The organism is Helicobacter rappini, assembly GCF_900198625.1.
Taxonomy (GTDB): domain Bacteria; phylum Campylobacterota; class Campylobacteria; order Campylobacterales; family Helicobacteraceae; genus Helicobacter_A; species Helicobacter_A rappini.
This window is the reverse complement of record NZ_FZPK01000003.1, coordinates 52,043-76,146: the sequence shown is the minus strand read 5'-3', so window position 1 is coordinate 76,146 and position 24,104 is coordinate 52,043. Positions and strand designations below refer to the sequence as shown.

General features: G+C 36.8%; 36 protein-coding genes and 8 tRNA genes. 10 read left to right on the top strand and 34 right to left on the bottom strand.

Annotation, left to right across the window (positions count from 1 at the left end):
* Nucleotide 1: 1 nt before the first annotated feature.
* The 28 genes from tuf to rpsJ form a co-directional block, all read right to left on the bottom strand.
* Entirely contained in the window at nt 2-1,201 is a 1,200-nt protein-coding gene (tuf, locus tag C6H17_RS00690; protein WP_004086477.1) for an elongation factor Tu, read from the bottom strand.
* 63 nt (nt 1,202-1,264) lie between these two features.
* Nucleotides 1,265-1,339, bottom strand: a tRNA-Thr gene (locus C6H17_RS00685).
* A 141-nt stretch (nt 1,340-1,480) separates the two neighbouring features.
* Nucleotides 1,481-1,557: transfer RNA gene (locus C6H17_RS00680), tRNA-Gly, on the bottom strand.
* A 13-nt stretch (nt 1,558-1,570) separates the two neighbouring features.
* Nucleotides 1,571-1,655: transfer RNA gene (locus C6H17_RS00675), tRNA-Tyr, on the bottom strand.
* A gap of 87 nt (nt 1,656-1,742) precedes the next feature.
* Nucleotides 1,743-1,818 (bottom strand) — tRNA-Thr (locus C6H17_RS00670).
* Nucleotides 1,819-2,061: 243 nt separating this feature from the next.
* Nucleotides 2,062-2,286, bottom strand: coding sequence for a translation initiation factor IF-1 (infA, locus tag C6H17_RS00665; RefSeq protein WP_004086475.1), 225 nt, complete (start codon nt 2,284-2,286; stop codon nt 2,062-2,064).
* Nucleotides 2,287-3,045 (bottom strand): type I methionyl aminopeptidase, encoded by a 759-nt coding sequence (gene map / locus C6H17_RS00660; RefSeq protein WP_005216512.1) that lies wholly within the window; start codon nt 3,043-3,045, stop codon nt 2,287-2,289.
* A gap of 7 nt (nt 3,046-3,052) precedes the next feature.
* Entirely contained in the window at nt 3,053-4,342 is a 1,290-nt protein-coding gene (gene secY / locus C6H17_RS00655; protein ID WP_005216514.1) for a preprotein translocase subunit SecY, read from the bottom strand.
* Complete coding sequence (rplO, locus tag C6H17_RS00650; RefSeq protein WP_005216516.1) at nt 4,342-4,740, bottom strand: 50S ribosomal protein L15; 399 nt, start codon at nt 4,738-4,740, stop codon at nt 4,342-4,344. The genes secY and rplO overlap by 1 nt, the downstream gene beginning before the upstream one ends.
* 9 nt (nt 4,741-4,749) lie before the next feature.
* A complete protein-coding gene (gene rpsE, locus C6H17_RS00645) occupies nt 4,750-5,190 on the bottom strand; it encodes a 30S ribosomal protein S5 (protein WP_005216518.1) in 441 nt (146 codons plus the stop codon).
* Nucleotides 5,191-5,200: 10 nt separating this feature from the next.
* Nucleotides 5,201-5,557, bottom strand: a complete 357-nt coding sequence (gene rplR, locus C6H17_RS00640) for a 50S ribosomal protein L18 (RefSeq protein ID WP_005216520.1) — start codon at nt 5,555-5,557, stop codon at nt 5,201-5,203.
* Nucleotides 5,558-5,569: 12 nt separating this feature from the next.
* Nucleotides 5,570-6,106 (bottom strand): 50S ribosomal protein L6, encoded by a 537-nt coding sequence (gene rplF, locus C6H17_RS00635; protein WP_005216522.1) that lies wholly within the window; start codon nt 6,104-6,106, stop codon nt 5,570-5,572.
* Nucleotides 6,107-6,114: 8 nt separating this feature from the next.
* Entirely contained in the window at nt 6,115-6,510 is a 396-nt protein-coding gene (gene rpsH / locus C6H17_RS00630; protein ID WP_004086457.1) for a 30S ribosomal protein S8, read from the bottom strand.
* Between the two features lie 10 nt (nt 6,511-6,520).
* Complete coding sequence (locus C6H17_RS00625; RefSeq protein ID WP_004086455.1) at nt 6,521-6,706, bottom strand: type Z 30S ribosomal protein S14; 186 nt, start codon at nt 6,704-6,706, stop codon at nt 6,521-6,523.
* A gap of 3 nt (nt 6,707-6,709) precedes the next feature.
* Complete coding sequence (rplE, locus tag C6H17_RS00620) at nt 6,710-7,255, bottom strand: 50S ribosomal protein L5 (protein ID WP_004086452.1); 546 nt, start codon at nt 7,253-7,255, stop codon at nt 6,710-6,712.
* A gap of 9 nt (nt 7,256-7,264) precedes the next feature.
* The gene (rplX, locus tag C6H17_RS00615) at nt 7,265-7,489 is read right to left on the bottom strand and encodes a 50S ribosomal protein L24 (protein ID WP_005216527.1); all 225 of its coding nucleotides are present in this window, start codon (nt 7,487-7,489) and stop codon (nt 7,265-7,267) included.
* Complete coding sequence (gene rplN / locus C6H17_RS00610; RefSeq protein ID WP_004086448.1) at nt 7,489-7,857, bottom strand: 50S ribosomal protein L14; 369 nt, start codon at nt 7,855-7,857, stop codon at nt 7,489-7,491. Before rplN ends, rplX begins: the two co-directional genes overlap by 1 nt.
* The gene (rpsQ, locus tag C6H17_RS00605) at nt 7,854-8,120 is read right to left on the bottom strand and encodes a 30S ribosomal protein S17 (RefSeq protein WP_005216529.1); all 267 of its coding nucleotides are present in this window, start codon (nt 8,118-8,120) and stop codon (nt 7,854-7,856) included. Before rpsQ ends, rplN begins: the two co-directional genes overlap by 4 nt.
* A gap of 10 nt (nt 8,121-8,130) precedes the next feature.
* Nucleotides 8,131-8,334: a 50S ribosomal protein L29 gene (gene rpmC / locus C6H17_RS00600; protein WP_004086444.1), complete on the bottom strand. Its 204-nt coding sequence runs from the start codon at nt 8,332-8,334 to the stop codon at nt 8,131-8,133.
* On the bottom strand, nt 8,321-8,746 hold the full coding sequence (gene rplP, locus C6H17_RS00595; protein WP_004086442.1) for a 50S ribosomal protein L16: 426 nt from the start codon (nt 8,744-8,746) through the stop codon (nt 8,321-8,323). Before rplP ends, rpmC begins: the two co-directional genes overlap by 14 nt.
* Nucleotides 8,747-8,749: 3 nt before the next feature.
* The gene (rpsC, locus tag C6H17_RS00590) at nt 8,750-9,439 is read right to left on the bottom strand and encodes a 30S ribosomal protein S3 (protein ID WP_004086440.1); all 690 of its coding nucleotides are present in this window, start codon (nt 9,437-9,439) and stop codon (nt 8,750-8,752) included.
* Entirely contained in the window at nt 9,440-9,838 is a 399-nt protein-coding gene (gene rplV, locus C6H17_RS00585) for a 50S ribosomal protein L22 (protein ID WP_004086438.1), read from the bottom strand.
* 12 nt (nt 9,839-9,850) lie between these two features.
* Nucleotides 9,851-10,132 carry a 30S ribosomal protein S19 gene (rpsS, locus tag C6H17_RS00580; RefSeq protein ID WP_004086437.1) on the bottom strand — a complete coding sequence of 94 codons (282 nt, stop codon included), beginning with the start codon at nt 10,130-10,132 and terminating at the stop codon, nt 9,851-9,853.
* A gap of 9 nt (nt 10,133-10,141) precedes the next feature.
* Nucleotides 10,142-10,969, bottom strand: a complete 828-nt coding sequence (rplB, locus tag C6H17_RS00575) for a 50S ribosomal protein L2 (protein WP_004086435.1) — start codon at nt 10,967-10,969, stop codon at nt 10,142-10,144.
* A 13-nt stretch (nt 10,970-10,982) separates the two neighbouring features.
* Nucleotides 10,983-11,264 (bottom strand): 50S ribosomal protein L23, encoded by a 282-nt coding sequence (locus C6H17_RS00570; RefSeq protein ID WP_004086433.1) that lies wholly within the window; start codon nt 11,262-11,264, stop codon nt 10,983-10,985.
* Nucleotide 11,265: 1 nt separating this feature from the next.
* Nucleotides 11,266-11,880 carry a 50S ribosomal protein L4 gene (rplD, locus tag C6H17_RS00565; RefSeq protein WP_005216532.1) on the bottom strand — a complete coding sequence of 205 codons (615 nt, stop codon included), beginning with the start codon at nt 11,878-11,880 and terminating at the stop codon, nt 11,266-11,268.
* On the bottom strand, nt 11,880-12,473 hold the full coding sequence (rplC, locus tag C6H17_RS00560; protein WP_005216533.1) for a 50S ribosomal protein L3: 594 nt from the start codon (nt 12,471-12,473) through the stop codon (nt 11,880-11,882). The genes rplD and rplC overlap by 1 nt, the downstream gene beginning before the upstream one ends.
* Before the next feature lie 29 nt (nt 12,474-12,502).
* Complete coding sequence (gene rpsJ / locus C6H17_RS00555) at nt 12,503-12,814, bottom strand: 30S ribosomal protein S10 (RefSeq protein WP_004086428.1); 312 nt, start codon at nt 12,812-12,814, stop codon at nt 12,503-12,505.
* A 637-nt stretch (nt 12,815-13,451) separates the two neighbouring features.
* Here rpsJ and flgB point away from each other — a divergent pair.
* From flgB to C6H17_RS00520, 7 genes are all read left to right on the top strand, one after another.
* Nucleotides 13,452-13,910, top strand: a complete 459-nt coding sequence (gene flgB / locus C6H17_RS00550) for a flagellar basal body rod protein FlgB (RefSeq protein WP_020995414.1) — start codon at nt 13,452-13,454, stop codon at nt 13,908-13,910.
* 37 nt (nt 13,911-13,947) lie between these two features.
* Complete coding sequence (flgC, locus tag C6H17_RS00545) at nt 13,948-14,439, top strand: flagellar basal body rod protein FlgC (RefSeq protein ID WP_005216538.1); 492 nt, start codon at nt 13,948-13,950, stop codon at nt 14,437-14,439.
* Between the two features lie 21 nt (nt 14,440-14,460).
* Nucleotides 14,461-14,763, top strand: coding sequence for a flagellar hook-basal body complex protein FliE (gene fliE / locus C6H17_RS00540; RefSeq protein WP_004086421.1), 303 nt, complete (start codon nt 14,461-14,463; stop codon nt 14,761-14,763).
* Between the two features lie 37 nt (nt 14,764-14,800).
* Nucleotides 14,801-17,374 carry a peptidoglycan D,D-transpeptidase FtsI family protein gene (locus C6H17_RS00535; protein ID WP_020995415.1) on the top strand — a complete coding sequence of 858 codons (2,574 nt, stop codon included), beginning with the start codon at nt 14,801-14,803 and terminating at the stop codon, nt 17,372-17,374.
* A gap of 310 nt (nt 17,375-17,684) precedes the next feature.
* On the top strand, nt 17,685-17,918 hold the full coding sequence (locus C6H17_RS00530) for a hypothetical protein (RefSeq protein ID WP_005216548.1): 234 nt from the start codon (nt 17,685-17,687) through the stop codon (nt 17,916-17,918).
* A gap of 119 nt (nt 17,919-18,037) precedes the next feature.
* Entirely contained in the window at nt 18,038-18,475 is a 438-nt protein-coding gene (locus C6H17_RS00525; protein ID WP_005216553.1) for a hypothetical protein, read from the top strand.
* Complete coding sequence (locus tag C6H17_RS00520) at nt 18,475-19,680, top strand: glycosyltransferase (RefSeq protein ID WP_005216554.1); 1,206 nt, start codon at nt 18,475-18,477, stop codon at nt 19,678-19,680. The genes C6H17_RS00525 and C6H17_RS00520 overlap by 1 nt, the downstream gene beginning before the upstream one ends.
* A 293-nt stretch (nt 19,681-19,973) precedes the next feature.
* Here C6H17_RS00520 and C6H17_RS00515 read toward each other — a convergent pair.
* The 5 genes from C6H17_RS00515 to C6H17_RS00495 all read right to left on the bottom strand — a co-directional run bounded on the left by C6H17_RS00515 (nt 19,974) and on the right by C6H17_RS00495 (nt 21,069).
* Nucleotides 19,974-20,050, bottom strand: a tRNA-Asp gene (locus C6H17_RS00515).
* Between the two features lie 3 nt (nt 20,051-20,053).
* A tRNA-Val gene (locus C6H17_RS00510) sits at nt 20,054-20,129 on the bottom strand.
* A 40-nt stretch (nt 20,130-20,169) separates the two neighbouring features.
* Nucleotides 20,170-20,244: transfer RNA gene (locus tag C6H17_RS00505), tRNA-Glu, on the bottom strand.
* A 15-nt stretch (nt 20,245-20,259) separates the two neighbouring features.
* Nucleotides 20,260-20,335, bottom strand: a tRNA-Lys gene (locus tag C6H17_RS00500).
* A gap of 257 nt (nt 20,336-20,592) precedes the next feature.
* Nucleotides 20,593-21,069: a hypothetical protein gene (locus tag C6H17_RS00495; RefSeq protein WP_005216556.1), complete on the bottom strand. Its 477-nt coding sequence runs from the start codon at nt 21,067-21,069 to the stop codon at nt 20,593-20,595.
* A gap of 268 nt (nt 21,070-21,337) precedes the next feature.
* On the opposite strand from C6H17_RS00495, the gene fliQ reads away from it, so the two are divergent.
* The 3 genes from fliQ to ybeY all read left to right on the top strand — a co-directional run bounded on the left by fliQ (nt 21,338) and on the right by ybeY (nt 23,354).
* Nucleotides 21,338-21,604 (top strand): flagellar biosynthesis protein FliQ, encoded by a 267-nt coding sequence (fliQ, locus tag C6H17_RS00490; protein ID WP_004086408.1) that lies wholly within the window; start codon nt 21,338-21,340, stop codon nt 21,602-21,604.
* A 2-nt stretch (nt 21,605-21,606) separates the two neighbouring features.
* Nucleotides 21,607-22,506 (top strand): UDP-N-acetylmuramate dehydrogenase, encoded by a 900-nt coding sequence (locus C6H17_RS00485; RefSeq protein ID WP_005216558.1) that lies wholly within the window; start codon nt 21,607-21,609, stop codon nt 22,504-22,506.
* Nucleotides 22,507-22,892: 386 nt separating this feature from the next.
* The gene (gene ybeY / locus C6H17_RS13490; protein ID WP_040462671.1) at nt 22,893-23,354 is read left to right on the top strand and encodes an rRNA maturation RNase YbeY; all 462 of its coding nucleotides are present in this window, start codon (nt 22,893-22,895) and stop codon (nt 23,352-23,354) included.
* Between the two features lie 8 nt (nt 23,355-23,362).
* On the opposite strand, the gene C6H17_RS00475 is transcribed toward ybeY, so the two are convergent.
* Nucleotides 23,363-23,863 (bottom strand): toxin-antitoxin system YwqK family antitoxin, encoded by a 501-nt coding sequence (locus C6H17_RS00475; protein WP_005216561.1) that lies wholly within the window; start codon nt 23,861-23,863, stop codon nt 23,363-23,365.
* Between the last annotated feature and the right edge of the window lie 241 nt (nt 23,864-24,104).

Genomic DNA, 24,104 nt, shown 5'->3' with positions numbered 1-24,104 from the left:
CCTATTCAATGATTTTTGTTACAGCACCAGCACCAACTGTTCTACCACCCTCGCGGATAGCAAATCTTGTCCCAAGCTCTAATGCAATAGGATTCAATAATTCAACAGTGATTTTAACATTATCACCCGGCATTACAAGTTCAGTGCCTTCTGGTAAAATAATCGCACCTGTAACATCTGTTGTTCGCACATAGAATTGCGGACGATAGTTGTTATGGAATGGTGTATGTCTTCCGCCTTCATCTTTTGTAAGAACATAGATCTCAGCTTCAAACTTTTTATGTGGAGTGATTGAGCCGGGCTTACAAAGCACCATACCTCTTTCTACCTCCTCTTTCTTAGTTCCACGCAAAAGCACACCGACATTATCGCCAGCCTCACCTTGATCCATTTCTTTACGGAACATTTCAACACCTGTAACAGTAGTTTTCTGTGTATCACGGATTCCCACGATTTCAACTTCATCACCTACTTTTACAACGCCTCTTTCAATTCTACCTGTAACAACCGTTCCACGACCAGCGATAGAGAACACATCTTCAACAGGCATAAGGAAAGTTTTATCAACATCTCTTTTTGGTGTAGGAATGTAGCTATCAACAGCAGCCATAAGATCTAGAATCTTTTGTCCCCATTCACCAACCGTTCCAGCTTTTGCCTCTTCAAGTGCTTTTAGTGCAGACCCACCAACGATAGGTGTATCATCACCCGGGAATTCATACTCATTTAATAAATCCCTTACTTCCATTTCTACTAACTCAAGTAATTCAGGGTCATCAAGCATATCTTGCTTATTCAAAAATACAACAATATATGGAACACCTACTTGTCTTGAAAGTAGAATATGCTCTCTTGTCTGTGGCATAGGACCATCAGATGCAGATACAACCAAAATCGCACCATCCATTTGTGCAGCACCTGTAATCATGTTTTTTACATAGTCCGCGTGTCCGGGGCAATCCACATGCGCATAGTGTCTGTTTTCTGTCTCATACTCAATATGAGAAGTAGCGATTGTAATACCTCTTTCCTTCTCTTCTGGTGCGTTGTCAATATTGTCATAATCTTTAAGCTCTGCAAGACCTTTAGTTGCCAATACAGCAGAGATTGCAGCACTCAAAGTTGTTTTACCATGATCGACATGCCCAATAGTTCCCACATTCACATGCGGCTTACTTCTGTTAAATTTCTCTTTAGCCATAGCTATCTCCTAAAATAAAATTAAACACGACTATTGAATAAAAATTCAAAACCAACGAAAAACTGGAGCCCATAAGCGGGATTGAACCGCCGACCTCTTCCTTACCAAGGAAGTGCTCTGCCACTGAGCTATATGGGCAAAAATAAAAAACTATAAATAATTACATAATAGATTTAAAACGAGAACTAGCAGGAAACAAAAGCGTTTAGAAAAAATCCTAAAATAACTAAGTTTTCAGCTCCCAGTCGTTAATAAATCGAAATAATCTATTCACATAAATGGAGCGGGAAACGGGGCTCGAACCCGCGACCCTCAGCTTGGAAGGCTGATGCTCTAGCCAACTGAGCTATTCCCGCAAACAAAAAACAATGGTGGTGAGTCGTGGATTCGAACCACGGAAGACATAGTCAGCAGATTTACAGTCTGCCCTCGTTGGCCACTTGAGTAACTCACCACAAATGCTAAAAAACTGGTCAAACACTGATGTTTTATTTAAAGTCAAAATAACTAAACTTAAAAATATTAGAGTTTGATTAAAAAATGGAGCTGGTTAAGGGACTCGAACCCCCGGCCTGCTGCTTACAAGGCAGCTGCTCTACCAACTGAGCTAAACCAGCAAAACATAACAGAAACATCGATCGTTCAGTTGAACGCTAATAGAAATGAAAAATAAAGATTGAACTATACCTTAATTTTTTAATCTTGTCAATACTTAAAAGAATATTTTTCCAATTTTATTAAAAACAAAGTGATTACACATGTCAAATAACTCGCACATTCATGTGTCAAAATCAAACTCTACTGAATTTGAATATATAACAATATGTTTCATCATAGCTTATGACACAATGATTCTGCAACTAATCACGCGGATAACGCAAAACAATGCGACCTTTATCAAGGCTATATGGTGTTAATTCTATTTGCACATTATCGCCGGGTAGAATCTTAATATTGTGCATACGCATTTTGCCAGAAATATGACAAAGCACTATGTGTTTATTTTCTAACTCTACTCTAAATGTCGTGCTAGGCAATGCCTCGATTACTTTACCATCTACTTTAATTACATCATCTTTTGCCATTTATAACTCCGTTAAAATTCTTGCCTTTCCATCAATGATTGCGATTGTGTGCTCATGATGAGAAGTGTTTAAGCCATCTTTGCTTACAACAGACCATTTATCATCTAAAATGACGGGTTCGCCATTTTTTTGACATACCATAGGCTCAAGGCAGAATACCATGCCATTTTTTACCTTAGGACCGCCCATTTTGACACCATCTTCTAAATAGTTTGGGATACTTGGCTCTTCATGTGGCTTTGTGCCTATGCCATGTCCGCAGAATCCAAGTAAAGGCACAAAGCCCATACCCTCGATATTTTCCTGTAAAATGGCACTAATCTCTTTAAATCGCATACCAGCTTTTATGGAATCTATTGTATTATAAAGTGTGTGTAAGGAACACTCCATAAGCTTTGTATCCTTATCGCTTACCTTGCCTACACCAATAGTAATTGCTCCATCGCCATAATAATTTTTATATTTCGTGCCAATATCAATGCCAACTATATCGCCCTGTCTTAAACGATAATCGGTTGGAATGCCATGTATAATCACTTGATTCACAGATATACATGCTGCATTAGGAAAGCCATATAATCCTTTAAAGCTTGGCAATGATTCTAATGACAGAATCTTATCTTCAATAGCCTTGTCAAGCTCTAAAAGACTAATCCCCTCACTTACTATCGTTTTAGCATAATCAAGCGTTAGGGCAACCACTTTGTTTGCTTGTGCTAGTAATGCTAACTCATTTTTATTTCTTGTCGCAATACTCATAGTAAGCTTAGATTCCCACCGCACTTAATGTTTGATACTTGCTTGTATAGAGCTGTGCCTCAATCTTTCTCATTGTATCAATAGCAACTTGAACTACAATCAATACAGAAGTCCCACCAAACACAAAATGCACCCCTATACCTTTTAATAGAATCCACGGAATAGTAGAAATAATCGCAAGATATAAAGCACCCCAGAATGTTAAATGCCCTGCTACCTTATTGAGATAACTTGCGGTATTCTCTCCGGGTCTTAGGCCGGGTATATAGCCATTTTGTCGCTTGAGATTATCTGCTATATCTTTTGCGTTAAATACGATTGAAGAGTAAAAATACGCAAAAAAGATAATAAAGATAAACATAAGGATATTATAAAAATACGATGATGGGCTTATGTAATCTGCAATTATAACAAGCCACGAGTCACTATTTGCTTGATTTTCTGCAACCTGTTTTCCTGCAAATTGTTGCAATATAGTCGATGGAAAGACAAGCAAGGCTGAAGCAAAAATTGGTGGAATAACACCGCTTAAATTTATCTTAATAGGAATGTAGTTCATAATCCGCTTATGCTGATTTTGCATGATGACCTTACGCGCATAAGATATAGGCACTCTTCTTTCACCAAGCTCAACATAAATAATAACAAACACGGTAATAAGGATAACCGCCAATACAAGTAATAGTTGGAATATGCTTTTTTCATTCTCACTTACCGCACTAAACTCCGCACCAATCGCACCCGGAATCCCAGATACAATCCCAGCAAAAATAATAAGGCTTATACCATTACCCACGCCTCTTTGTGTAATCTGCTCTCCTATCCACATGAGAAGCATTGTCCCAGCAAGCATAGAAACGACCGCAATAGACACAAATAAAGTCATATTATGCAACATAATAGCACTACCACCATCAATACTTTGCAGACCATAGGATACACTGATTGCCTGCACGATTGTAATAAATATCGTAAGATAGCGGATAATCTGCATATACTGCTGCATACCATCTCTCTCTTTTTTCATCTTGCCGATATTTGCAAAAGTCGCTGATAAAAGCTCCATGATAATTGATGCGGTGATATAAGGCATGATACCAAGAGAGATAATACTAACGCGTTCCAACGCATTACCGCTAAACATATTAAAAAGTCCAAGCGCATTGCTTGCATTGCTATCAAAAATGCGTTTTAACACTTCAGCATCAACGCCGGGAACAGGAACATAAGATAGCATTCTATAAGCAAATAAGAATGCTAGAGTAATAAGAATTTTATTGAGAATACTTTTATTCATTAAGCTTGTCCAGTTACTACAACACTTTCATCGCTGATTTTAGATTTTAGATTCTTTGCACTTGCCCCAATAAGCTTTACTTTTGTAACATATTTTGGGATTGTGTAGATCGAGCGTAAAGTCTCAAGGCTAATAGAATCTAGTGTTGCAACTTTTTTTTGTTTTTCAACATTAATAACAAAAGGCTTTTCCACATGTGAGTTAAAACCAACTTTTGGCAATCTTCTTTGTAATGGTTGCTGTCCGCCCTCAAAGCCTCTTTTTGCTTTATAACCTGTTCTTGCAGTTTGCCCTTTACCACCACGAGTAGAAGTTTTACCCATGCCAGAACCCTGCCCTCGCCCTACTCTTTTAATGTCTTTTGTGCTATTTTCAGCGGGTTTAATTTTTTCTAACATACTTTCTCCTTACGCCTTGATTCTAACAAGCGCATCAATAGTCGCACGCACTACATTGTATGGGTTATTAGAGCCAAGCGATTTTGTCAAAATATCTTTGATACCAGCAAGCTCTATAACAGGACGAGCACTTCCACCAGCGATAACACCAGTTCCCTCGCCTGCAGGCTTTAATAGAATCTTGCTTGCATTGTATTTATGCTCAATATCATGTGCGATTGTTGTGCCTTTAATATTGACTTGCACGATATTTTTAAACGCATCATCAATTGCTTTTTTAATCGCATCGGGGACTTCTTTGGCTTTACCTAAACCAAAGCCTACTAAGCCATTACGATTACCAACAACAACAAGAGCATTAAAGCGGAATCTTCTACCACCTTTTACAACTTTTGTTACGCGTCCTATATTTACCACAACTTCACTAAATTCTTCTCTATTGATTTCCACTTGTCTCTCCTTATAGAGCTATGCCATTATTTCTTAAGCCATCAGCAAATGCAGCAACTACACCATGATATAAATATCCATTTCTATCAAACACAACTGCACTAATATTTTTTGCTTTTAAAAGCTTTGCAAATTCAGCACCCATTTTACTTGTGTCTTCTTTTGTATTGCCAACTTTTAATACTCTGCTATCAATAGCTGCGATTGTATGCCCTTTGCTATCATCAATAGCTTGTGCGTAAAAATGTTTATTTGAACGGAACACGCTTACTCGTGGCTTTGTCACACTTCCATTGCATTGAGAACGGATACGCTTTTTACATTTTTCTCTTAGAATCTTTTTTTTCTCTAAAACTTTAGCTGTCATATTCTCACCTTATTATTTTTTAGAAGTTTTTCCTGCTTTACGCAATATCACTTCATCGCTGTATTTCACACCCTTACCTTTGTATGGTTCTGGTGGTCTAAACTCTCTAATCTCTGCGGCAATCTGTCCAATTTGCTGTTTATCGCTTCCTTTAATGGTAATGGTATTTTTTTCAACACCAATTTCAACATTTTCAGGGATAGGATACTTAATTGGGTGAGAGAAGCCAAGCGCTAACTCTAGAGTCTTACCGTTTACATTTGCCTTATAACCTACACCATTAATCTCAAGTGTTTTTGTAAAGCCTTCATGCAAACCTACAACAATATTGTTTGCTAACGCACGATAAGTTCCCCAAAATGCACGAGATTGCGGCATATCATCTAGCAATGTAAAAGATAATTGCTTATCTTCGAATTTAATGCCAACTCTACCATGTGTCTCAAGCTCTTTGCTCTCTTTCTTGCCTTTGAAAATGATTTTACTATTATCAACCTTGACTTCAATACCATCTGGGATACTGATAGGCTTCTTACCAATTCTTGACATTTCTACTCCTACCAAATACTGCAGAGGGCTTCGCCTCCAACATTTGTTTTATAAGCTTCATCATTTGCGATTACACCTTTGCTTGTGCTAACAACGATGATTCCATAACCATTTTTAAATCTTTTTAATTCCTTAGAGGTTTTATATACTCTTCTTCCGGGCTTACTGATGCGAGTGATTTCATTAATCACAGAAACACCAGAATCATCATAAGCAAGTTGCACGAAAATGCTTTGTTTGCCATCTTTATCATTGATTTTATAATCTTTAATAAAACCTCTTTGCTTAAAAACTTCCATAATACTTGCAACAATTTTTGCATAATATAATTCAGTGCTATCAAGCTTTCTCATTGCTGCATTTCTAATCCGCGTAAGAGAATCTGCAATAATATCATTGACCATCTTTATCTCCTTACCAGCTTGCTTTTCTTAAACCGGGGATTAATCCCTCATTACCCATTTTTCTTAAACATACACGACACAAAGAAAAATCACGATACACAGAATGTGGTCTGCCACATACTTGACAACGCGTATATTTGCGAACACTAAATTTTGCTTTTCTCTTTGCTTTTGCTATCATAGATTTCTTTGCCATAAATTATCTCCCTTTTGCAAACGGCATACCAAGTAATTCTAAAAGCTTAAAGGCTTCTTTATCATCATCTGTGCTTGTTACAATCGTAATATTCATACCATGCGTAACCATAATATCATCATAAACAACTTCAGGAAACATAAGCTGCTCGTTTAAACCAAAACTATAATTACCACGACCATCAAAGCCATTGCGAGGTATCCCTCTAAAGTCTTTCACTCTTGGCAATGCAATAACAATGAGTTTTTCTAAAAAGTTATACATCATATTGCCACGCAAAGTAACTTTTACACCCATTGGCATACCTTCACGCATTTTAAAACCTGCGACAGATTTTTTTGCCTTTGTGATAATTGCCTTTTGCCCTGCAATCAAAGAGATAGTATCAGCAATGTTTTGCATGATTTTTGCCTCTTTAGCATACTCACCAGCACCTACGCTAATCACAATCTTCTCTAACTTTGGTAAAAGCATAGGATTCTTAATATCTAACGCTTTTTTAAGCTCTTCTCTAATCTCATTTTTATATCGTTCTTTTAAAGCATACATATTTCACTCCTATGATTTTTTTACATTAGAAATATGTATAGGCATTTCTTTTGCAACAAAACCACCTTTTTTATTATCATCTGTTGGCTTTACTGCCTTTTTTGCCACTTTACAATCTTTAACAATCAAAGTATTTTGCTTTGGGAATACAGCAAGAACTTCACCGCTTTTACCCTTATCATCACCAGCGATAATTGTTACCATATCGCCTTTTTTAATCTTTACCTTATTCACTATAATACCTCCGGAGCTAACGATACTATCTTCATAAAATTTGCATATCGCACTTCTCTACTAACTGGACCAAAAATACGAGTGCCGATTGGCTCTCTTTTTGCATCAAGCAATACTGCCGCATTATCATCAAAACGCACAAGAGAACCATTGTCTCTGTGAATCTCTTTTTTTGTGCGGACAACAACAGCTTTTAACACTTGCCCTTTTTTTACCTTGCCATTTGGGATAGCCTTTTTAACAGACACCACAATAACATCACCTACGCTTGCATACCGCTTATGGCTACCGCCTAAAACTTTGATACACATAACTTCTTTTGCACCGCTATTGTCAGCAACGCTTAGTCTTGTAAAACTCTGTATCATTCTGACACTCCTACTACTACAATATCTTTCAATGCAAAGGCTTTATGCTTAGAGATAGGTTTGCACTCAATCGCACTTACCACATCGCCAACCTTTGCTTTATGCTCTTCATCATGAATGATATATTTTTTGAATCTTTTTACGATTTTGCGGTATTTTGGATGCACAACTTTTCGTTCTACTAAAATAACCGCACTTTTATTACCCGCAATACTTACGACCTTGCCTTGTATTACTCTTTTGTGTGCTTGCTTTTCACTCATAAACAATCCCTTAATTATTTTCTTCTAAATTGAGTTTAGCTGATATTGCTGTCGCAATACGCGCAATATCTTTACGCACAACGCTAATTTCGCTAGGCTTAGTTAGCTGTGCTGTTTTTAGCTTTATTCTCAAGGTAAATAACTCTGTTTTCTTGTCTTTCAATAATTGCCTTAATTCTGGCAAATCCTTATCTTTCAAATCAGTATATTTCATTTTCACTCTCGCTCGTTACAATTTTTGTTTTAAATGGTAATTTACTTTGTGCTAATGCAAGCGCATCGCGTGCTGTTGCCTCATCAATACCAATCATCTCATAGATAATACGACCGGGCTTAATATTCATAACCCATTTTTCAACACTACCCTTACCTTTACCCATTCTCACTTCAAGTGGCTTTGCAGTTAAAGGCTTATCTGGGAAAACTCGTATCCATACCTTACCTGCCCTTTTTACATGGCGAGTCATAGCAATCCTTGCAGATTCTATCTGTCTTGAATCTATTCTGCCATGCTCTAGGGCTTTGATACCAATATCGCCAAATGCAAGGGCATTACCGCGATGAGATTTACCGCGATTTCTGCCTTTCATCTGCTTTCTATATTTTGTCCTTTTTGGCATTAACATAATCTATCTCCTTTTAGCTTTCGTGCGAGAATCTTTTGATTCTTCTCTTTCAGTCTGGATACCCTTTTGTAAAACTTCGCCTTTAAAGATCCAAACTTTTACACCAATGATTCCATAAGTCGTTGCCGCTTCAGCAAAACCATAATCAATTTTTGCACGCAGTGTATGCAAAGGCACTCTACCTTCCATATACCATTCTGTTCTTGCCATTTCAGCACCTGCCAAACGACCAGACACTTTTACCTTAATGCCTTTTGCACCAGACTTCATTGCTTGCTGCATAACTTTTTTCATCGCTCTTCTAAAAGCAACTCTACGCTCAAGCTGCATTGCAACACTTTCTGCTGCAAGCTGTGCGTTAGCCTGCGCTCTTTTAACTTCTTTAATGTTTATAGCAACATCTTTATTGACAAGCTTTCTTAAAGTTTCTTTTACTTTTTCAATATCAGCACCTTTTTTACCGATGATTAATCCCGGCTTTGCTGCTACTACGGTTACACGAAGCTTTGTTGCCATGCGTTCAATGATAATTTCACTTACACTCGCATAATAAAGTTCTTTTTTCAAGAATTTACGAATAATGTGATCCTCGCCAATTCTCTCCGGTGTGTTTTGAGCGTTTGGAAACCATCTTGAAGTCCAATTTCTATTAATGCCTAATCTTAGTCCGATTGGATTGACTTTTTGACCCATTTACTTAACCTCACCTTTACTTTTTTTGCTTGTTTGTTTAGCTGCCTTTTTCACTGCATTTACTTCCACATATATATGTGCCATAGGCTTTCGTATAGGAGTTGCCCTGCCTCTCGCCCTTGGCATGAAACGACGCAATACCGGACCTGCATCAACCCTACACGAAGTAACTTCGGCTCCAGTAGATTCAAACCCACCATTTGCAAGTGCTGATGCCAATGTTTTATAAATAGCTTTTGCTGCCTTGTTTGGAGTAAATTCTAAACTTGCTAATGCAACTTCAGCATTCATGCCTTGCACTTGTCTTGCGATTAAACGCGCTTTCGTGGGAGATAGACGCGCATAACGCAAAATAGCTACACCGCCATTTGTTTGTTTTGTATTCTGTTTTTTAGCCATTGTCATCCCTCATTACTTACCAATTTTCTTTTGGACACTGCCTTTATGCCCTTTAAAAGTTCGCGTTGGGGCAAACTCACCAAGCTTATAGCCCACATGATTCTCTGTAACATACACAGGCACAAAAGTGCGACCATTATGCACACTGAAAGTTAATCCTATCATTTCTGGTAGGATAGTGCTTCTTCTTGACCATGTTTTAATGGGCTTATTGTCTTTTGCGGCTTTTGCCTTTACTACTTTCTTTTCAAGATGAGTATCTATAAAAGGACCTTTTTTAATTGATCTTGCCATATTATTTCCTTACTTCTTTCGTCTTGATATAATAAGTCTATCACTCGCTTTTTTGCGTCTTGTCTTATAGCCTTTAGCTGGTGTTCCCCAAGGCGATACAGGATGACCGCTTGAGCCAGTTTTACCCTCACCACCACCGTGTGGGTGATCTACTGGGTTCATAGCACTACCACGAGTTTGTGGGCGGATACCTCTATGACGATTCCTACCTGCCTTACCGATAGATATATTTGCAAAATCTTCATTCCCTACATTACCGATTGTCGCCATACACTCTTCTAAAATGTATCGCATTTCACCACTTGGCATACGCAAGATTGTATATTTACCTTCACGCCCCATAATCTGTGCTGATGCACCAGCACTTCTTGCGATCGCACCACCTGCTTGTGGGTGTAACTCAATATTATGAACGATTGTTCCTATAGGGATATTTTTAAGTTTCATTGCAAAGCCTACTTTTACATCAAGCCCACCTTCAGCCGCGATAACCAAATCGCCAACTTTTAAACCACTAGGCTGAATGATATAGCGTTTATCACCATCTTTATAGTTAATGAGAGCAATGCGACAATTTCTATATGGATCATACTCAATCGCTGCTACACGACCCTCAACATTAAATTTATTACGCTTGAAGTCAATGATTCTATAAAGCTTCTTTGCACCACCTTCTTTATGTCGGCTTGTGATTCTACCATTATTATTTCTACCTGCTGTTACAGGAAGTTTAACAAGAAGTTTTCTCACGCTAGGCTTTGCTGTAATATCAGCAGAGCTTAAACCTGACATAAATCTCCTACTAGGTGTATAGGGTTTATATGTTTTTACTGCCATGTTTGCTCCTTAACTATACGGCAAGCGAATCGATATTCGCACCTTCTGGAATCTTTACATAAAACTTTTTAAAATCAGCTCTTTGACCTTCTTTACCACGAAAACGCTTTGTTTTACCATCTTGTCTCAAAGAGTTTATTTTTAAAGGTGTAAAACCAAAATATTCTTTAAAGATTTGCTTTAATCTGTTTTTTGTCATGCGTGTAGAAGTTTGGACAACCATAACACCGCTTTCTTGCAATCCTAAAGATTTTTCTGTATATAAAATCGTTTTAATATCTGTTATATCTGCCATCTTAACCTCTTTTTACAAGTTCATCAAACACCGCTTTTTCAATCACAACGCTTCTAAATGCTGCTACAAGATATGCGTTTAACTCACTCGCATCAGCTAAATAACACGATTGTAAATTGCGGAATGCAAGAAATGTTTTTTCATTACTCACTTGTGTTACAAATAATGTGCTTCTTTGCCCTAGTGCTTTAAATTGTGCGAACGCATCTTTTGTTTTGCCACTTTCTACATTGATAGATTCTATAATAAAGAGCTTACCCTCATTTGCTTTTTGTTGTAAAGCATATTCAAGAGCTAATCTTTTTTGCTTTTTATTAATCTTTAAATCATAGTTTCTGTTATTGCTTGGACCATGACTTACACCACCTCCAACAAACACAGGAGAAGTAATGCTACCAGCACGCGCTCTACCGCCACCTTTTTGAGCCCATGGCTTCTTACCGCCACCGCTTACTTTGCCTCTTGTTTTTGCTTGTGCGTTGTTTGCACGAAGACTAGCGAGATACGACTTTACATAAAGATACAAGTTGTGTTCTTTAATCTCTGCATAACGCTCTGGCAATGCTACTTCAGCACCTTTGGCAAACCTGCCATCTAACATAATTGCCTTACTCATTATTTACTACCTTTTTTATCTAAAATAGTGATTTTACCATAAGCACCATTATACCCTGCCACAGAACCCTTTAACACAAGGATACCGCTTTGTGTATCAAAAGAAATAATCTCACTTCTCACACTCACAATCTCATCACCATAATGTCCTGCCATTTTTTTACCCGGCTGAACTCGACCTGGCCACTCTCTATTCCCAATAGAACCAAGTCTTCTATGGAATCTACTACCATGTGCTGCTGGACCACCTTGAAAATTCCAACGCTTCATTGCACCACTAAAACCACGACCTTTTGTCTTAAAACCTGCTTTTACAACCTTGCCATCGCTAAGGCTAGACATATCTAAATCGCCAACTTCAGTATTTGCAACCTTTAATGTAGCAAAGCGGTTAAATTCCTTGCTTAGATTATACTTCTTTTGATTGCCCTCAATGCTTTTATTACATGTTTTTCCTTTAGAGTAGGCAACCAAAGCCTTACCATTTTCTTCTAGCTTACATACTTTAGCATTTAATACTTTTAGTAGCGTTACAGCTTGGCTAGGTGTAGCGATAATACGACTCATACCTACCTTTTGCACTATAAATTCCATTCTTATTTCCTTATACAATAAATATAAACTTATTTATCCATTGACATTACTTCAACATCAACCTCTGGGGCTAAGTCAAGCTTCATAAGACTATCAACGGTCTCTCCTGTCGCAGACATGATGTCGATGATTCTGCTGTGTATGCGTATCTCAAATTGCTCTCTAGAATCTTTATTGATATGCGGGGAACGCAAAACCGTATATCGTCTTTTTCTAGTTGGCAAGGGCACTGGTCCAATGATTTCAGAACCCGTCCTCTTTACCGCACTGACAATGGCTGCTATCGAGCGATCAAGCACTCTGTGATCATAAGCCTTCAACTTTAGCCTAATCTTTTGCATATTTTTCCTTTATAGTTAAGAACTCGCACTGCCAATACATACCCTAGTTTTGCATTGCCATGCTAAAATCTATAAAGTAAAATATCGCAGTGTCGTAAAAACAAAGACAAAATTTTAATAAAAAAAGCGTGTTAAGTCAATACATACCGCATAAAATGCCGTATTTTTATATTTTTTATTCCTTAGTATAAGGAAATTTTCTATTAAATATAATGCTTGGAGCAATAAATGAATCATTTTTCGGTTGATATATGTCATAATTGTCGGACAATACAAAGCTTAATAATTTGGATAATTTGACACTTCGCTATGCCCACGATAAAGTCATATTCCATTGTATAATCTTATATTTTTTAGCAGGTCTGTAGTTTGATATAGTTTTTGGAACATCATTTGCTAGACAGCTACTTAGACATTAAGACGCTAAAAACACATACCAAAAAAAAGACATAAATTACACTGAAACAACAACTCATGCCAACTTTAACCGCAAGTTCATTAATTTAATTGTTTTAATTGTTTTATTTACAAAAAAAGGGTATAATGTTGGAGTTTTTCGGTTAAGTGTATTTTTGGAATTGGATTTGCTTGGCATGTCTTAATTTTGAATTTTTACATGGATATTAGGGAGAATACTATGGAAAGTCTATCAAAAGCATTAGGGACTTCTTTTGAAACATCAAAGGCGTATAATCTAGTGTATAGTGCGCTGGATTATCGTTCTTTGCGACAAGACCTTATTGCAAGCAATATGGCAAATGTAGATACGCCTTTTTATCGTCCTAGAGATGTTCATTTCGAGGATATGCTTGCCGAAAAAGCGAGTCAGATTTTTGACAACAAGTCTCGAGCTGAAACCTTAAAACTAACTCAGGCGTTGCCACAGCATTTACCTAGCGGACTTGCAGATCCCTTGACTGGCTCTTTATTCTTTCGGGACGGACACCTTGCAAGGAATGATGGAAATAGCGTGGATTTGGATGTAGAAACAAGCGAAATGGGTAAAAACTCTGTTATGTATCAAGCGCTTACTTCAGCGTTGAAAAAACATAAAGGGATTTTTGCTTACGCTTTAGAATCTAGTAAGAATTTGTAGTGGTAGTATTGTGTTAGGTTAGAATAAAGGATTAGTCATGTTTATGAGTACTTTTGATATTAGTGGTTATGGTTTGTCGGCACAGAGAGTGCGCGTGAATGTCATTTCTGCAAACATTGCAAATGCAAACACTACGCGAACTGATGAGGGCGGACCATATAGGCGACAAGAGGTTGTATTTCGTGCCTTTGATTTTAATAAGCAATTAAATAAAAGGTTGGCAAAGGACAATAATCTTGTGGAATATAAAGATCCACTTGAAGAAGGTGCGTATGGCAAAAAGCCTGTGCCACCGATTACAAGTGTATATATTGATAAGATTGTAAGGGACGATAATAAGCCGTTGATGAAATATGATCCAACACACCCTGATGCAAATGCGCAAGGCTATGTTGCATACCCTAATGTTAATCCTGTTGTCGAAATGGCCGATTTAGTAGAAGCCACTAGAGCATATCAAGCGAATGTGGCGGCATTTCAAAGTGCGAAAAACATGGCAAGTAATGCTATCACCATGTTTCAAGCGTAAATTTAATATTAAGGAGAAATAATGGCACAAGTTACACATATTGCAGCACCCGGTCTTGCTGATATTTCTCTAACAGATGTAAGCAATGAGGTTAGAGGAAGACAAGGCGATTTTTCATCGTTATTGAAGCAGTCTCTTGATGAACTCAATGCTTCTCAAGAAGTATCAGACAGAGCGTTGGCAGACATGGCAAGCGGACAGGTTAAGGATTTACACCAAGCAGCCATCACTATTGGTAAAGCAGAAACCAGCATGAAGCTTATGCTTGAAGTGCGAAATAAGGCTATCAGTGCGTATAAAGAGATTTTACGCACTCAAATTTAATTTTGCTTAAAAGAATTTAGTGGATTGTTGCTTTTAGATGCGTGGGAGCTTTGGTGGAGATTCTAAAAGTAATGAGAAAATTACTTTAAAGGATAGCTTAGAGGACAACCATTCACTAAACAAAAATCAAATAAGCAAATCCAACCGCCCTACCCCACAGCAATCACAAAATAGCAATGCAAATGTCTATCTTTTCCCATCTAATAATAATATTGATGAGAATCTTCGCTCAAGCAATGACAGAGATTATGCTGCAGCAGATTCTGTTCGTGTTAAAATACCGCAAAACCCCACAAACTCACACTCCAGCAACAGCCAAACACAACTAGATAAAAATCAAGAAAATATTGATTCCATAATGCTTGATAGCATTGCGGAAAATCGTTTCCGCCTATATGATACACCAAATGAAAATTCTTTTAAAATCACAACTCTTTCAAACAATGAGCGTGAAAAACGCAAAATTCAACAAGATGAAGTCATACGGCAAAAAGCCCAAAAGATACAACAAGTCGATGAAAATGAAGAAAATATAAGCGAAGAGGCAAAAACGCAAAAAGCATGGCGACTTTTCCTAGTGCTTGGGACATTCGCCCTTTGTTTTGTTGTATTTATACTCGCGGTATATGCAAAAATCATTGCAAAACCACCAAATATGGATCCCTACAATAAAAAGTCAAGAGACTATCCTTGGTCTGTGAAGGCAGATGTGGATATTGCTATGCGAGGACAAATATCAAGCCTAGATAATTATATCCTTGCGACAAGCAAAAAGCTATACAGGGTAAGCATTTATGTCCCCTCTATATACGAAGAAAAAAGGGAATTACTATTTCAGCTATTGCATCTTTATGCGGATTTTGACATAAAATCTTTACGGGATTCAATAGAAAAAGGTGGTAATGCCCTAATTGCTACAAATGTAAATTCCATTGATGCGGCAAATTTACGCATTTTAAATCAAAAGTTGGCGCGTTTGGGCGTGTATAAGAAATGCACTTTTACCTATATCAATAAAACAAGTTTGCAAGATGGAGAGATCAAAACACTTTATGCACGCGCTCAAGTTACACATGAAAAAGGCAGTCAAACCCCACTTGATATAGAAGTCTTACAAACCATGCAATCCTTTGAAAATGGCGATATAACAGAAGAAAATACCCTTGAAAAATTAAATGTGCTATTGGTAGAATACAAAAATAAAGATATAGACCTATCAAAAGAATGTTATACGCCTATTTTTACCCACAATTCTGATGTGAAAAATAATGCAAGCACAAGGATTGATAGGGGGCTTGATATTGCTGTTGAAAAGATAGAAAGGACATATCCTTTTAAGAATCTTATGCAGCCATTACTGGGCTTTACAAACTATGGCAAAAAGATAATAAACGACAAAATGTATGATGATAAAATGAAGCTTGTAGCCCAATCTGGCGTTGAAAAATATCGAGATGGAATCTTATCGCCAAAACGCGATGGCAAGATTTTGGGTATGGCAGATAAAGGCGGAAATATCATATTAAATCGTCATGCAAAGACGCATGAAAGGACAGATGGATTCCAAGTGCAGCTTACCATACCACTAACTTTGCAGTCAAAAATACAAGATATACTCAATGACGCACATAAAAAATACAAAGCAGAACAAATTGTAGCAGGTATCATGGACCCAACTACAGGCGAGATTCTAGCACTTGCCTCTTCATCATCTTTTAACCCAAATATAGGCAAACGCGACAAAGACATAGCAAGCAAAATGCGTGTAGCAGCAGCCGAACGCTCATTTGAACCCGGTAGCACCATTAAGCCGCTTGTATTTGCCTATCTAGCAAATAAAAAGTGGATTAACTTTCAAGAGAACTTTGACCTGCATGATGGAATCTATCAATTACGCACCTATACCATACGAGATTCTACCCCGCTAAAAAGTGCAACAGCGGAGCAGATTCTCATCAAATCAAGCAATATCGGTATGACAAAACTCACACGCAATCTAAGTGGGAAGCAAATGCAAGATATGTTTCAAGCCTTTGGTATCGGTGAAAGCACAGGCATTGATATAGCAAACGAAGCCACAGGGCTATTGCCTAAGCCAAGCATTCTAAATAGAGAGGTAGAAAAAGGAACGGCAAGTTATGGCTATGGATTGCGTATGACTTTTATCCAGCTATTGCGTAGTTATGCACCTTTTAATAATGGCGGCTTTCTTGTAACACCGCATGTAACAAAGCATTTCATAGCCCCAGATTCAAAGATTTTCTATCCAAGTATAGAATCTCCTAGGCAAATCATTAGTGCTGAGAGTGCTGCATACATGCAAAAGATTTTACATCGCGTAGTTAAAGAAGGCACAGGCAAAAGGGCTGATGTCGCAGGGCTTATTGTAGGCGGTAAAACAGGGACAGCAAGAGAGAGAAAAGATGGTGAGACCATCTATAATGGCTCGTTTTTTGGCTATGCAAGCGATGGCAAAAAAACATATACCATCGGCGTAGTTACTTATGGCTCACAAGCAAATGAAGACTACTATGCAGGACAAACCGCCGCCCCAGTTTTTGCAAAAATCGCCGACCTATTAGCACAAGAGGGATATTTGGAACGCAAATAACGCAATATATCCCCTTACTCTTACCTATAATAACACATTAATGTGGCTACGATTTTGATACATTCCCTATGCTAAAAACACTCTAGATCTTTCTTATCGCGACAATATAGGCAAATATAACCAGATTTCAATCTCTTACATCTTAGAGCATGCTGTTGATCGAGTCTATTCAATTCCACAATTCTCTTAAACATAACAAAAGTTACAAATCAGTTTCTAAAATTCTTTATTCATCGTGTAAAATCTTTCTTCTTAATAAAAATATGCTAGAATACTTTCTTTGCTGTTATCACAGAACGAGTGGGGTTGTATGAGATTCTTAAAATTCAAGTTGCGACCAAAAAGCTTTATAGTGTTTGTCTTAGCAATAGCTTTTATTTTTGCAAGTCAGTATTTTACTATACGAAATGTTGCTAAAAGCCATGATGAAGATTCTGCAAAAAAGCTTGATATGTTAGCCAAACAATGTAGAGAAGGGGATCAAAAATCATGCGATGATTACCAAACATTGCTAGATAGAGAATTGCCTATTAAAACAAAATAGATCGTTATTTTATTTTAGGATTTTATATAGGCGTATTAAAGCCGATAATTTTATGTTAAGCTACTTTTTAGGATATTTGCAGTTGCAAATATTTAGCCAAAACTTGTAAAGGAGAAAGTATGACAGAAGAAAAAGAAGTGCATACCACTTTAAGCAATCATTTAGAAGACAGAAGTATCGCACAGGATATTAACTTTAGATTGTCTGGCGAGCTTATGGGATTGGGACATAATATCTCACAAGTTCGCTTTGCACCGACTGAAGATATGTGTGTAGATTCTAGACTCATTCATAGTGGCTTTATTTTCAGTGCAGCTTCACATTGTGCTTTAACTGCTTTAAATAAGAAAAATAGCCTTGTTATCGGTGCGGATATTAAATTTCTAGCACCAATAGAACTGGGACATGAAATTATCTTTAAAGCAGAAGCCCTGCAAGATGATACAAAAAAATGTGAAGTAAAGGTTGAGGGCTTTTTGCTTGATATTAAAATCTTTTATGGCATGTTCTATATCGCCGTGTTTGATAAAAAAATCTTTAAGCTAAAGTTTGATTGATGGTTATCGCCTTTGTTGTTGATAGTTATAAAAATAGAAGCAATGGCACTTCTATGACAGCCTTTCGCTTTGCAAGAGAGCTTATCAAAAAAGGACATGAAGTCCGCATAGTAGCTACCAATATCACTGATGATAAAGGGGAAATGGCAAGGGGAGCAATAGGAGAAGAGGGTGAGAGACTATATGGGGTAAAAGAGCGATATATCCCGCTTGTTACAGAAGTGTCTAAACGACAGCACATGATATTTGGAGCGGCAAATACAGCGGTATTAGAAGAAGCGTTTAGCGGTGCAGATATCGTGCATTTATATATGCCTTTTCGCCTTGAGATTGTATCACTACATCTTTGTAGAAAAATGCGTATCCCATATATCACCGCATTTCATGTACAACCACAGCATATAAGCTATAATATGAATATGGATTTTGAATGGTTTAATCACTATCTCTACAAGCGTTTTTATCGTGCATTTTATCGCTATTCACACCACATTCATTGCCCAAGTAAGCTTATGGAATCTGAGCTTAATCGTGTCGGCTATGTCGGCAAAAAGTATGCAATCAGCAATGGCTTTAAATTTAAGCAAACATCGGCAATAGAAGAGAAATTTAATGACTCTTATTTTCATATCGCATCTGTTGGTAGGCTATCAAAAGAAAAGCGGCAAGATATACTCATTAAAGCGATTGCAAAAAGTAAATATGCAGATTTTATCAAATTGCATTTACATGGAGTAGGACCTAGAGAATCTTATCTTAAAGGGCTTTGTGAAAAACTACTAAAAACCCCTTATGAGTTTGGATATATTGAAAATAGTTTATTAATGGAAAATATTGCTAAAATGGATTTATACATACACCCAGCTCAAGTTGAGAGTGAAGCGATCTCTTGTCTTGAGGCGATTTCATTTGGGATTGTGCCTGTGATAGCTGATTCTAAAATCTCTGCTACAAATCAGTTTGCCCTTGATGAAAGAAGCCTATTTCAAACAAATAATATTGATGATTTGTGTGCTAAGATTGAATACTGGATTGAACATAAAGATGAACGCCTAGCTATGCGTGATAAATACAAAGAATCCGCAAAACAATATGCCCTAGATTTAAGCATAGAAAAGATTGAAAAAGTATATGAAGAAGCTATAAAAGACTTTAAAGATAACCCTATGCTTTTTACACAGATTAATCCACTAAAGCAATCTTAGATTTTATTAAAAACCTTATTCATGATTGTATAGATATAATGCTATAAATAGTAGGGGCAAAAATAGATACATGCTAGATTAAAATCTGTGCGGCGTATTTGTTTTGTTGTAAGCAACTTAACTGCTCTATATGCTGTAAAACGATACACAATAAAACAAGATAAAAAGCAAAAAAAGACTTAAGGTTTCAAATACTTTTTATTGTTATTAAAAAGGCGGGAACAAATCAGATTCTATTCTTTAAAGTAACTTATTAATGAAAGATAACAAGAAAATATTATGCGTAGAAAAAGTGGCGGAACGGACGGGGCTCGAACCCGCGACCCCCTGCGTGACAGGCAGGTATTCTAACCAACTGAACTACCGCTCCAAATGGTGGTCGCTACAAGACTCGAACTTGTGACATCCACCTTGTAAGGGTGGCGCTCTACCAACTGAGCTAAGCGACCTAAAGAAATTATTATGTAGTGTAGAAAATATCGTAAAGCTTGGTGACCCCTAGGGGATTCGAACCCCTGTAGCCACCGTGAAAGGGTGGTATCCTAACCGTTAGATGAAGGGGCCACAGCTTAGACTAAATGGTGACCCGTGTTGGATTCGAACCAACGGCCCATTCCTTAAAAGGGAATTGCTCTACCAGCTGAGCTAACGGGTCTTTTTAAAAGTATTTAAAAATTAAAGACATAATCATATCTTTTTTTTTCTGTAAAGTCAATATATTTTTACATTTTTTCTTATTTTTGTATAAATTATGTAAAATACATATCGCTTTAATAAATTTTTATGACTAAATCTACAAATCTATTTTAAAATAGACCGCCTATATAGCCTTTAAGACAGAAAGCAATCTTTAGAATCTATCTTTAATTTAAGGCGTATTTGCCCTAAATCGTAAAAGAAGCTAAATATAACCTATTTAATATCCGTATAATATTTATCAAGGTTATTTAGAATCTCATCAAGTGGCTTTTTCATTTCGCATGAGACTGGTTCGTAGTAGTCTTTCATTTTACATTTATCGCTTACTACACAACCATCTTCCCTAAGTTTAGTCCTCAAAGTGTAAAGTTTTTGCTGCAAAGATTCAAAATCTTTCTTCATCGCATTCATTAAAGCATCGGATTTTTTCATATACTCAAACTTCTCTACCTCTTTTAATCCATCACGCAAAGAAAACTGACACAAAGCATCATCACTTGGCACTATGGCGTAAAACACTCCCCAACCACCATAAATTATTGTCTCAATATCCTTATAACAATAATGTGTTATACTCTTACCTGCATTATCATCATAATACGCCTTATACAACTCATCTCCACCCACCTCAACAGCATACGCATTTGAGATAAATGCACCAAGCACCAACGCTATTAAACCTTTTTTCATATTGCAACCTTTTTGTAAAATATCTGCCTTTTACCGCCCTAAATCTTAGAATCTACATAAAATCCTACATGCAATATCCTAAAATCACACACAAAGCATTCAAAAGCCTATGCGCAATTTACAAAAAAACAAAGTCAAGGCTAAAAGCCACTTTTACATTATTTTGCTTTATTTCATGTCATGTTATAAACCAAAACAACCCACCAAACATTCCCATATTTTCTTAAACATGCTAGAATCTCATTCTCATATCAACACAAGGCTATCAATGGAACAACAACTCATGTCGCTTGCCATACAAACCTATAAAATCACGCTATTTTTATCCCTGCCTGTCTTGCTTGTCGCACTCATCATGGGTCTTTTGATTAGCATTTTTCAAGCTACAACGCAGATTAATGAAATGACACTCGCGTTTGTCCCAAAGATTCTAGCTGTTGTTGCTATGATTATTTTCACTATGCCGTGGATGCTAAACATGCTTATGGACTTCACTAAAATGGTGATTAATATGATACCTACTATTATCTCCTAAATATGCAAGAAATACTTATTGACTTTCAAAAATATTCAAGCCTAAAGATTGGCACAAAGCTACCTGTAAAAGTCTTTGATATAGCTGATGTGGGGGCGTATTTTAGCAATAAAGATTCTAAAATAACAAGTAAAAAAATCACATTTTTTGAAAATACAACACTGCAATTTAGCACGCCTCTCACTCATACAAAACGCACATTTTTAGAGCTAGATTCTAAACAATGGCATATCATTGGCAAGGCAAATAATCTGCTTGTATCCCCAAACGCAAAGAATCTTGCGATACTGGGTGATAGCTTTAAGTATATCGCATTAAATGAAAATTGCATTGAAATGGGCGCGAGCGTGTCAAGTTTGCAGGCGTTTTTATTCTTTAAAAAGCATGATCTAAGTGGATTAGAGTTTCTTAAGAATCTGCCCGGAAATATCGGTGCATTATGTAATATGAATGCGGGTATGAAGCAATATGAGATAGCACAGATTTTGCAAAGCTTAAATATCAATGGCGAGTGGATTGATGTGGAAAAAGCAGGGCTTTTATATAGGACAAGGGAGAGTGATGGCGTGATATTTGCGGCAAGATTCCATAAAATACCGGGCTTTCGATATGATTTATTGCCGCTTTTTACACAAATGAGAAGCACTCATCCGCATGACCCAAGCTGTGGGAGCTGCTTTAAGAATCCACCAAATGACTATGCAGGCAGACTGCTAGAACTTGCTGGTATGAAAGGCTTTTATATCAATAATGTAGGCTTTAGCGATAAACATGCAAATTTTTTAGTAAATCTAGGTGGTGCAAGGTTTGAAGACGCGATAGAAGTTATAGAGCTAGCTAGACAAAAAGTCTATGAGATAAGTGGCATAAGGCTTGAATGCGAGGTGCAAATATGCGAGTAGAAGTTGATGAGAGCTTTTTTCTACTAAAGCCTTGTAAAAATTTATGGAATCACTTTAAGACAACACATATTTTTCCATATATGCAAGAGAAAATGAGGGGGCTTAATCATGAAAGATTGTTAGATTCTAGTAATTGTCATGTTGAGCGAAGTGAAACATCTAAAAGTCTAGGTGCTATGTCAAATCTGGGTGAAGCACAAGACTTAGGACATAATCTATGGAATCTAGATTCTAATCAAAATGCAATGGATAAGCCCCCACACACAGAGATTTTACAAGCATGGCAGGATTTAAAGCAAGATTCTAACAATGATTTAAACACAGATTTAACACAAGATTCTAGCATAGAGATAAATGGCTATATAGAGTTTTTAGCTGATTTTATCATGCAAACAATACGACTAGATTCTATAAAAAAAGACTTAAAGCTACAAGAAAGTATCTATAAATATATAGAATCTTTAGATAAACAAAATCTCTATATAGAATTAATCTTTGTAGATAGTGAATCTATGCAAGAGTTAAACAAGCAATACATGGCAAAAGATTATCCCACAGATGTGCTAAGCTTTCCTTTAGAGATACAGGATATAGAATCTAGCGATATGCCCCAATGTTTAGGCAGCATTATCATAAATATTTATGAAGTGTGCGATAAAGCCGCATTATATAAGCATAATCCCTATGCAGAGTTTTCATTGCTTTTTATCCACGCATTTTTGCATTTATTGGGCTTTGATCATGAATGTGATAATGGCGAACAAAGAGCAGTGGAACAAGCAATTATAGAATCTTTAGGTTTGCCAGATAGTCTTATTGTGCGGGTAGATTCTAAAAACAAAAGTTAAAGATTGAACTAAGGATTAAGCGAACATATTTCATTCAAAAAAGTAGCCATATTAAGCGTGTGTCTTCTATTGATATTCATCAGGTCTTTTTCTGTTAGGGCTTTGCCATTATGGCATTTACCACTTATAATCCCATAACCCGTTGTTTTAAGTAGGGCAAGCGGCTTCTTATCTTCTGCGTAGAATTTTAAGTCCCCATGTAAGACATTGTTTAACATTGGTATTTCTGCCTGCAAGTTCCCATTTTTATAATACAACTTGACAATACCCACTGCTTCATTATTTTTATATGGTATTATACGCGAAAGATTTCCATTCTCATAATATACCTTACTTATTCCCTCCAATCTACCATTTTTATATGGTATTTCTACCGTAAGAATACCATTTGTATATATTCTTTCTATGCAACCACTTATTTTATCTCTTTCACTTTCGCATTCTTTTTGCACATTTGTGCCTAAAGTATAAAATGAGAAAAAAACCAACAGCACACTTTTTAACAACATAACCCATCCTTTTTACTACAACATTAAAGCTTGTATTTTACAAAGTAACTATTGAGATAAGACTAAGATTCTAATACCCTAGATATGAAAAGTTGAGATTTTAAAGCCTATCACAATGAATTGTTTATTGAATAGTAGGAAATATCCGAGATTGCACCTAACCCATAGCCCACCCATATTTCATACAGAAAATAGATTCCACAATGTATTTTTATATATCCTTTATTTTATGTTATAATTC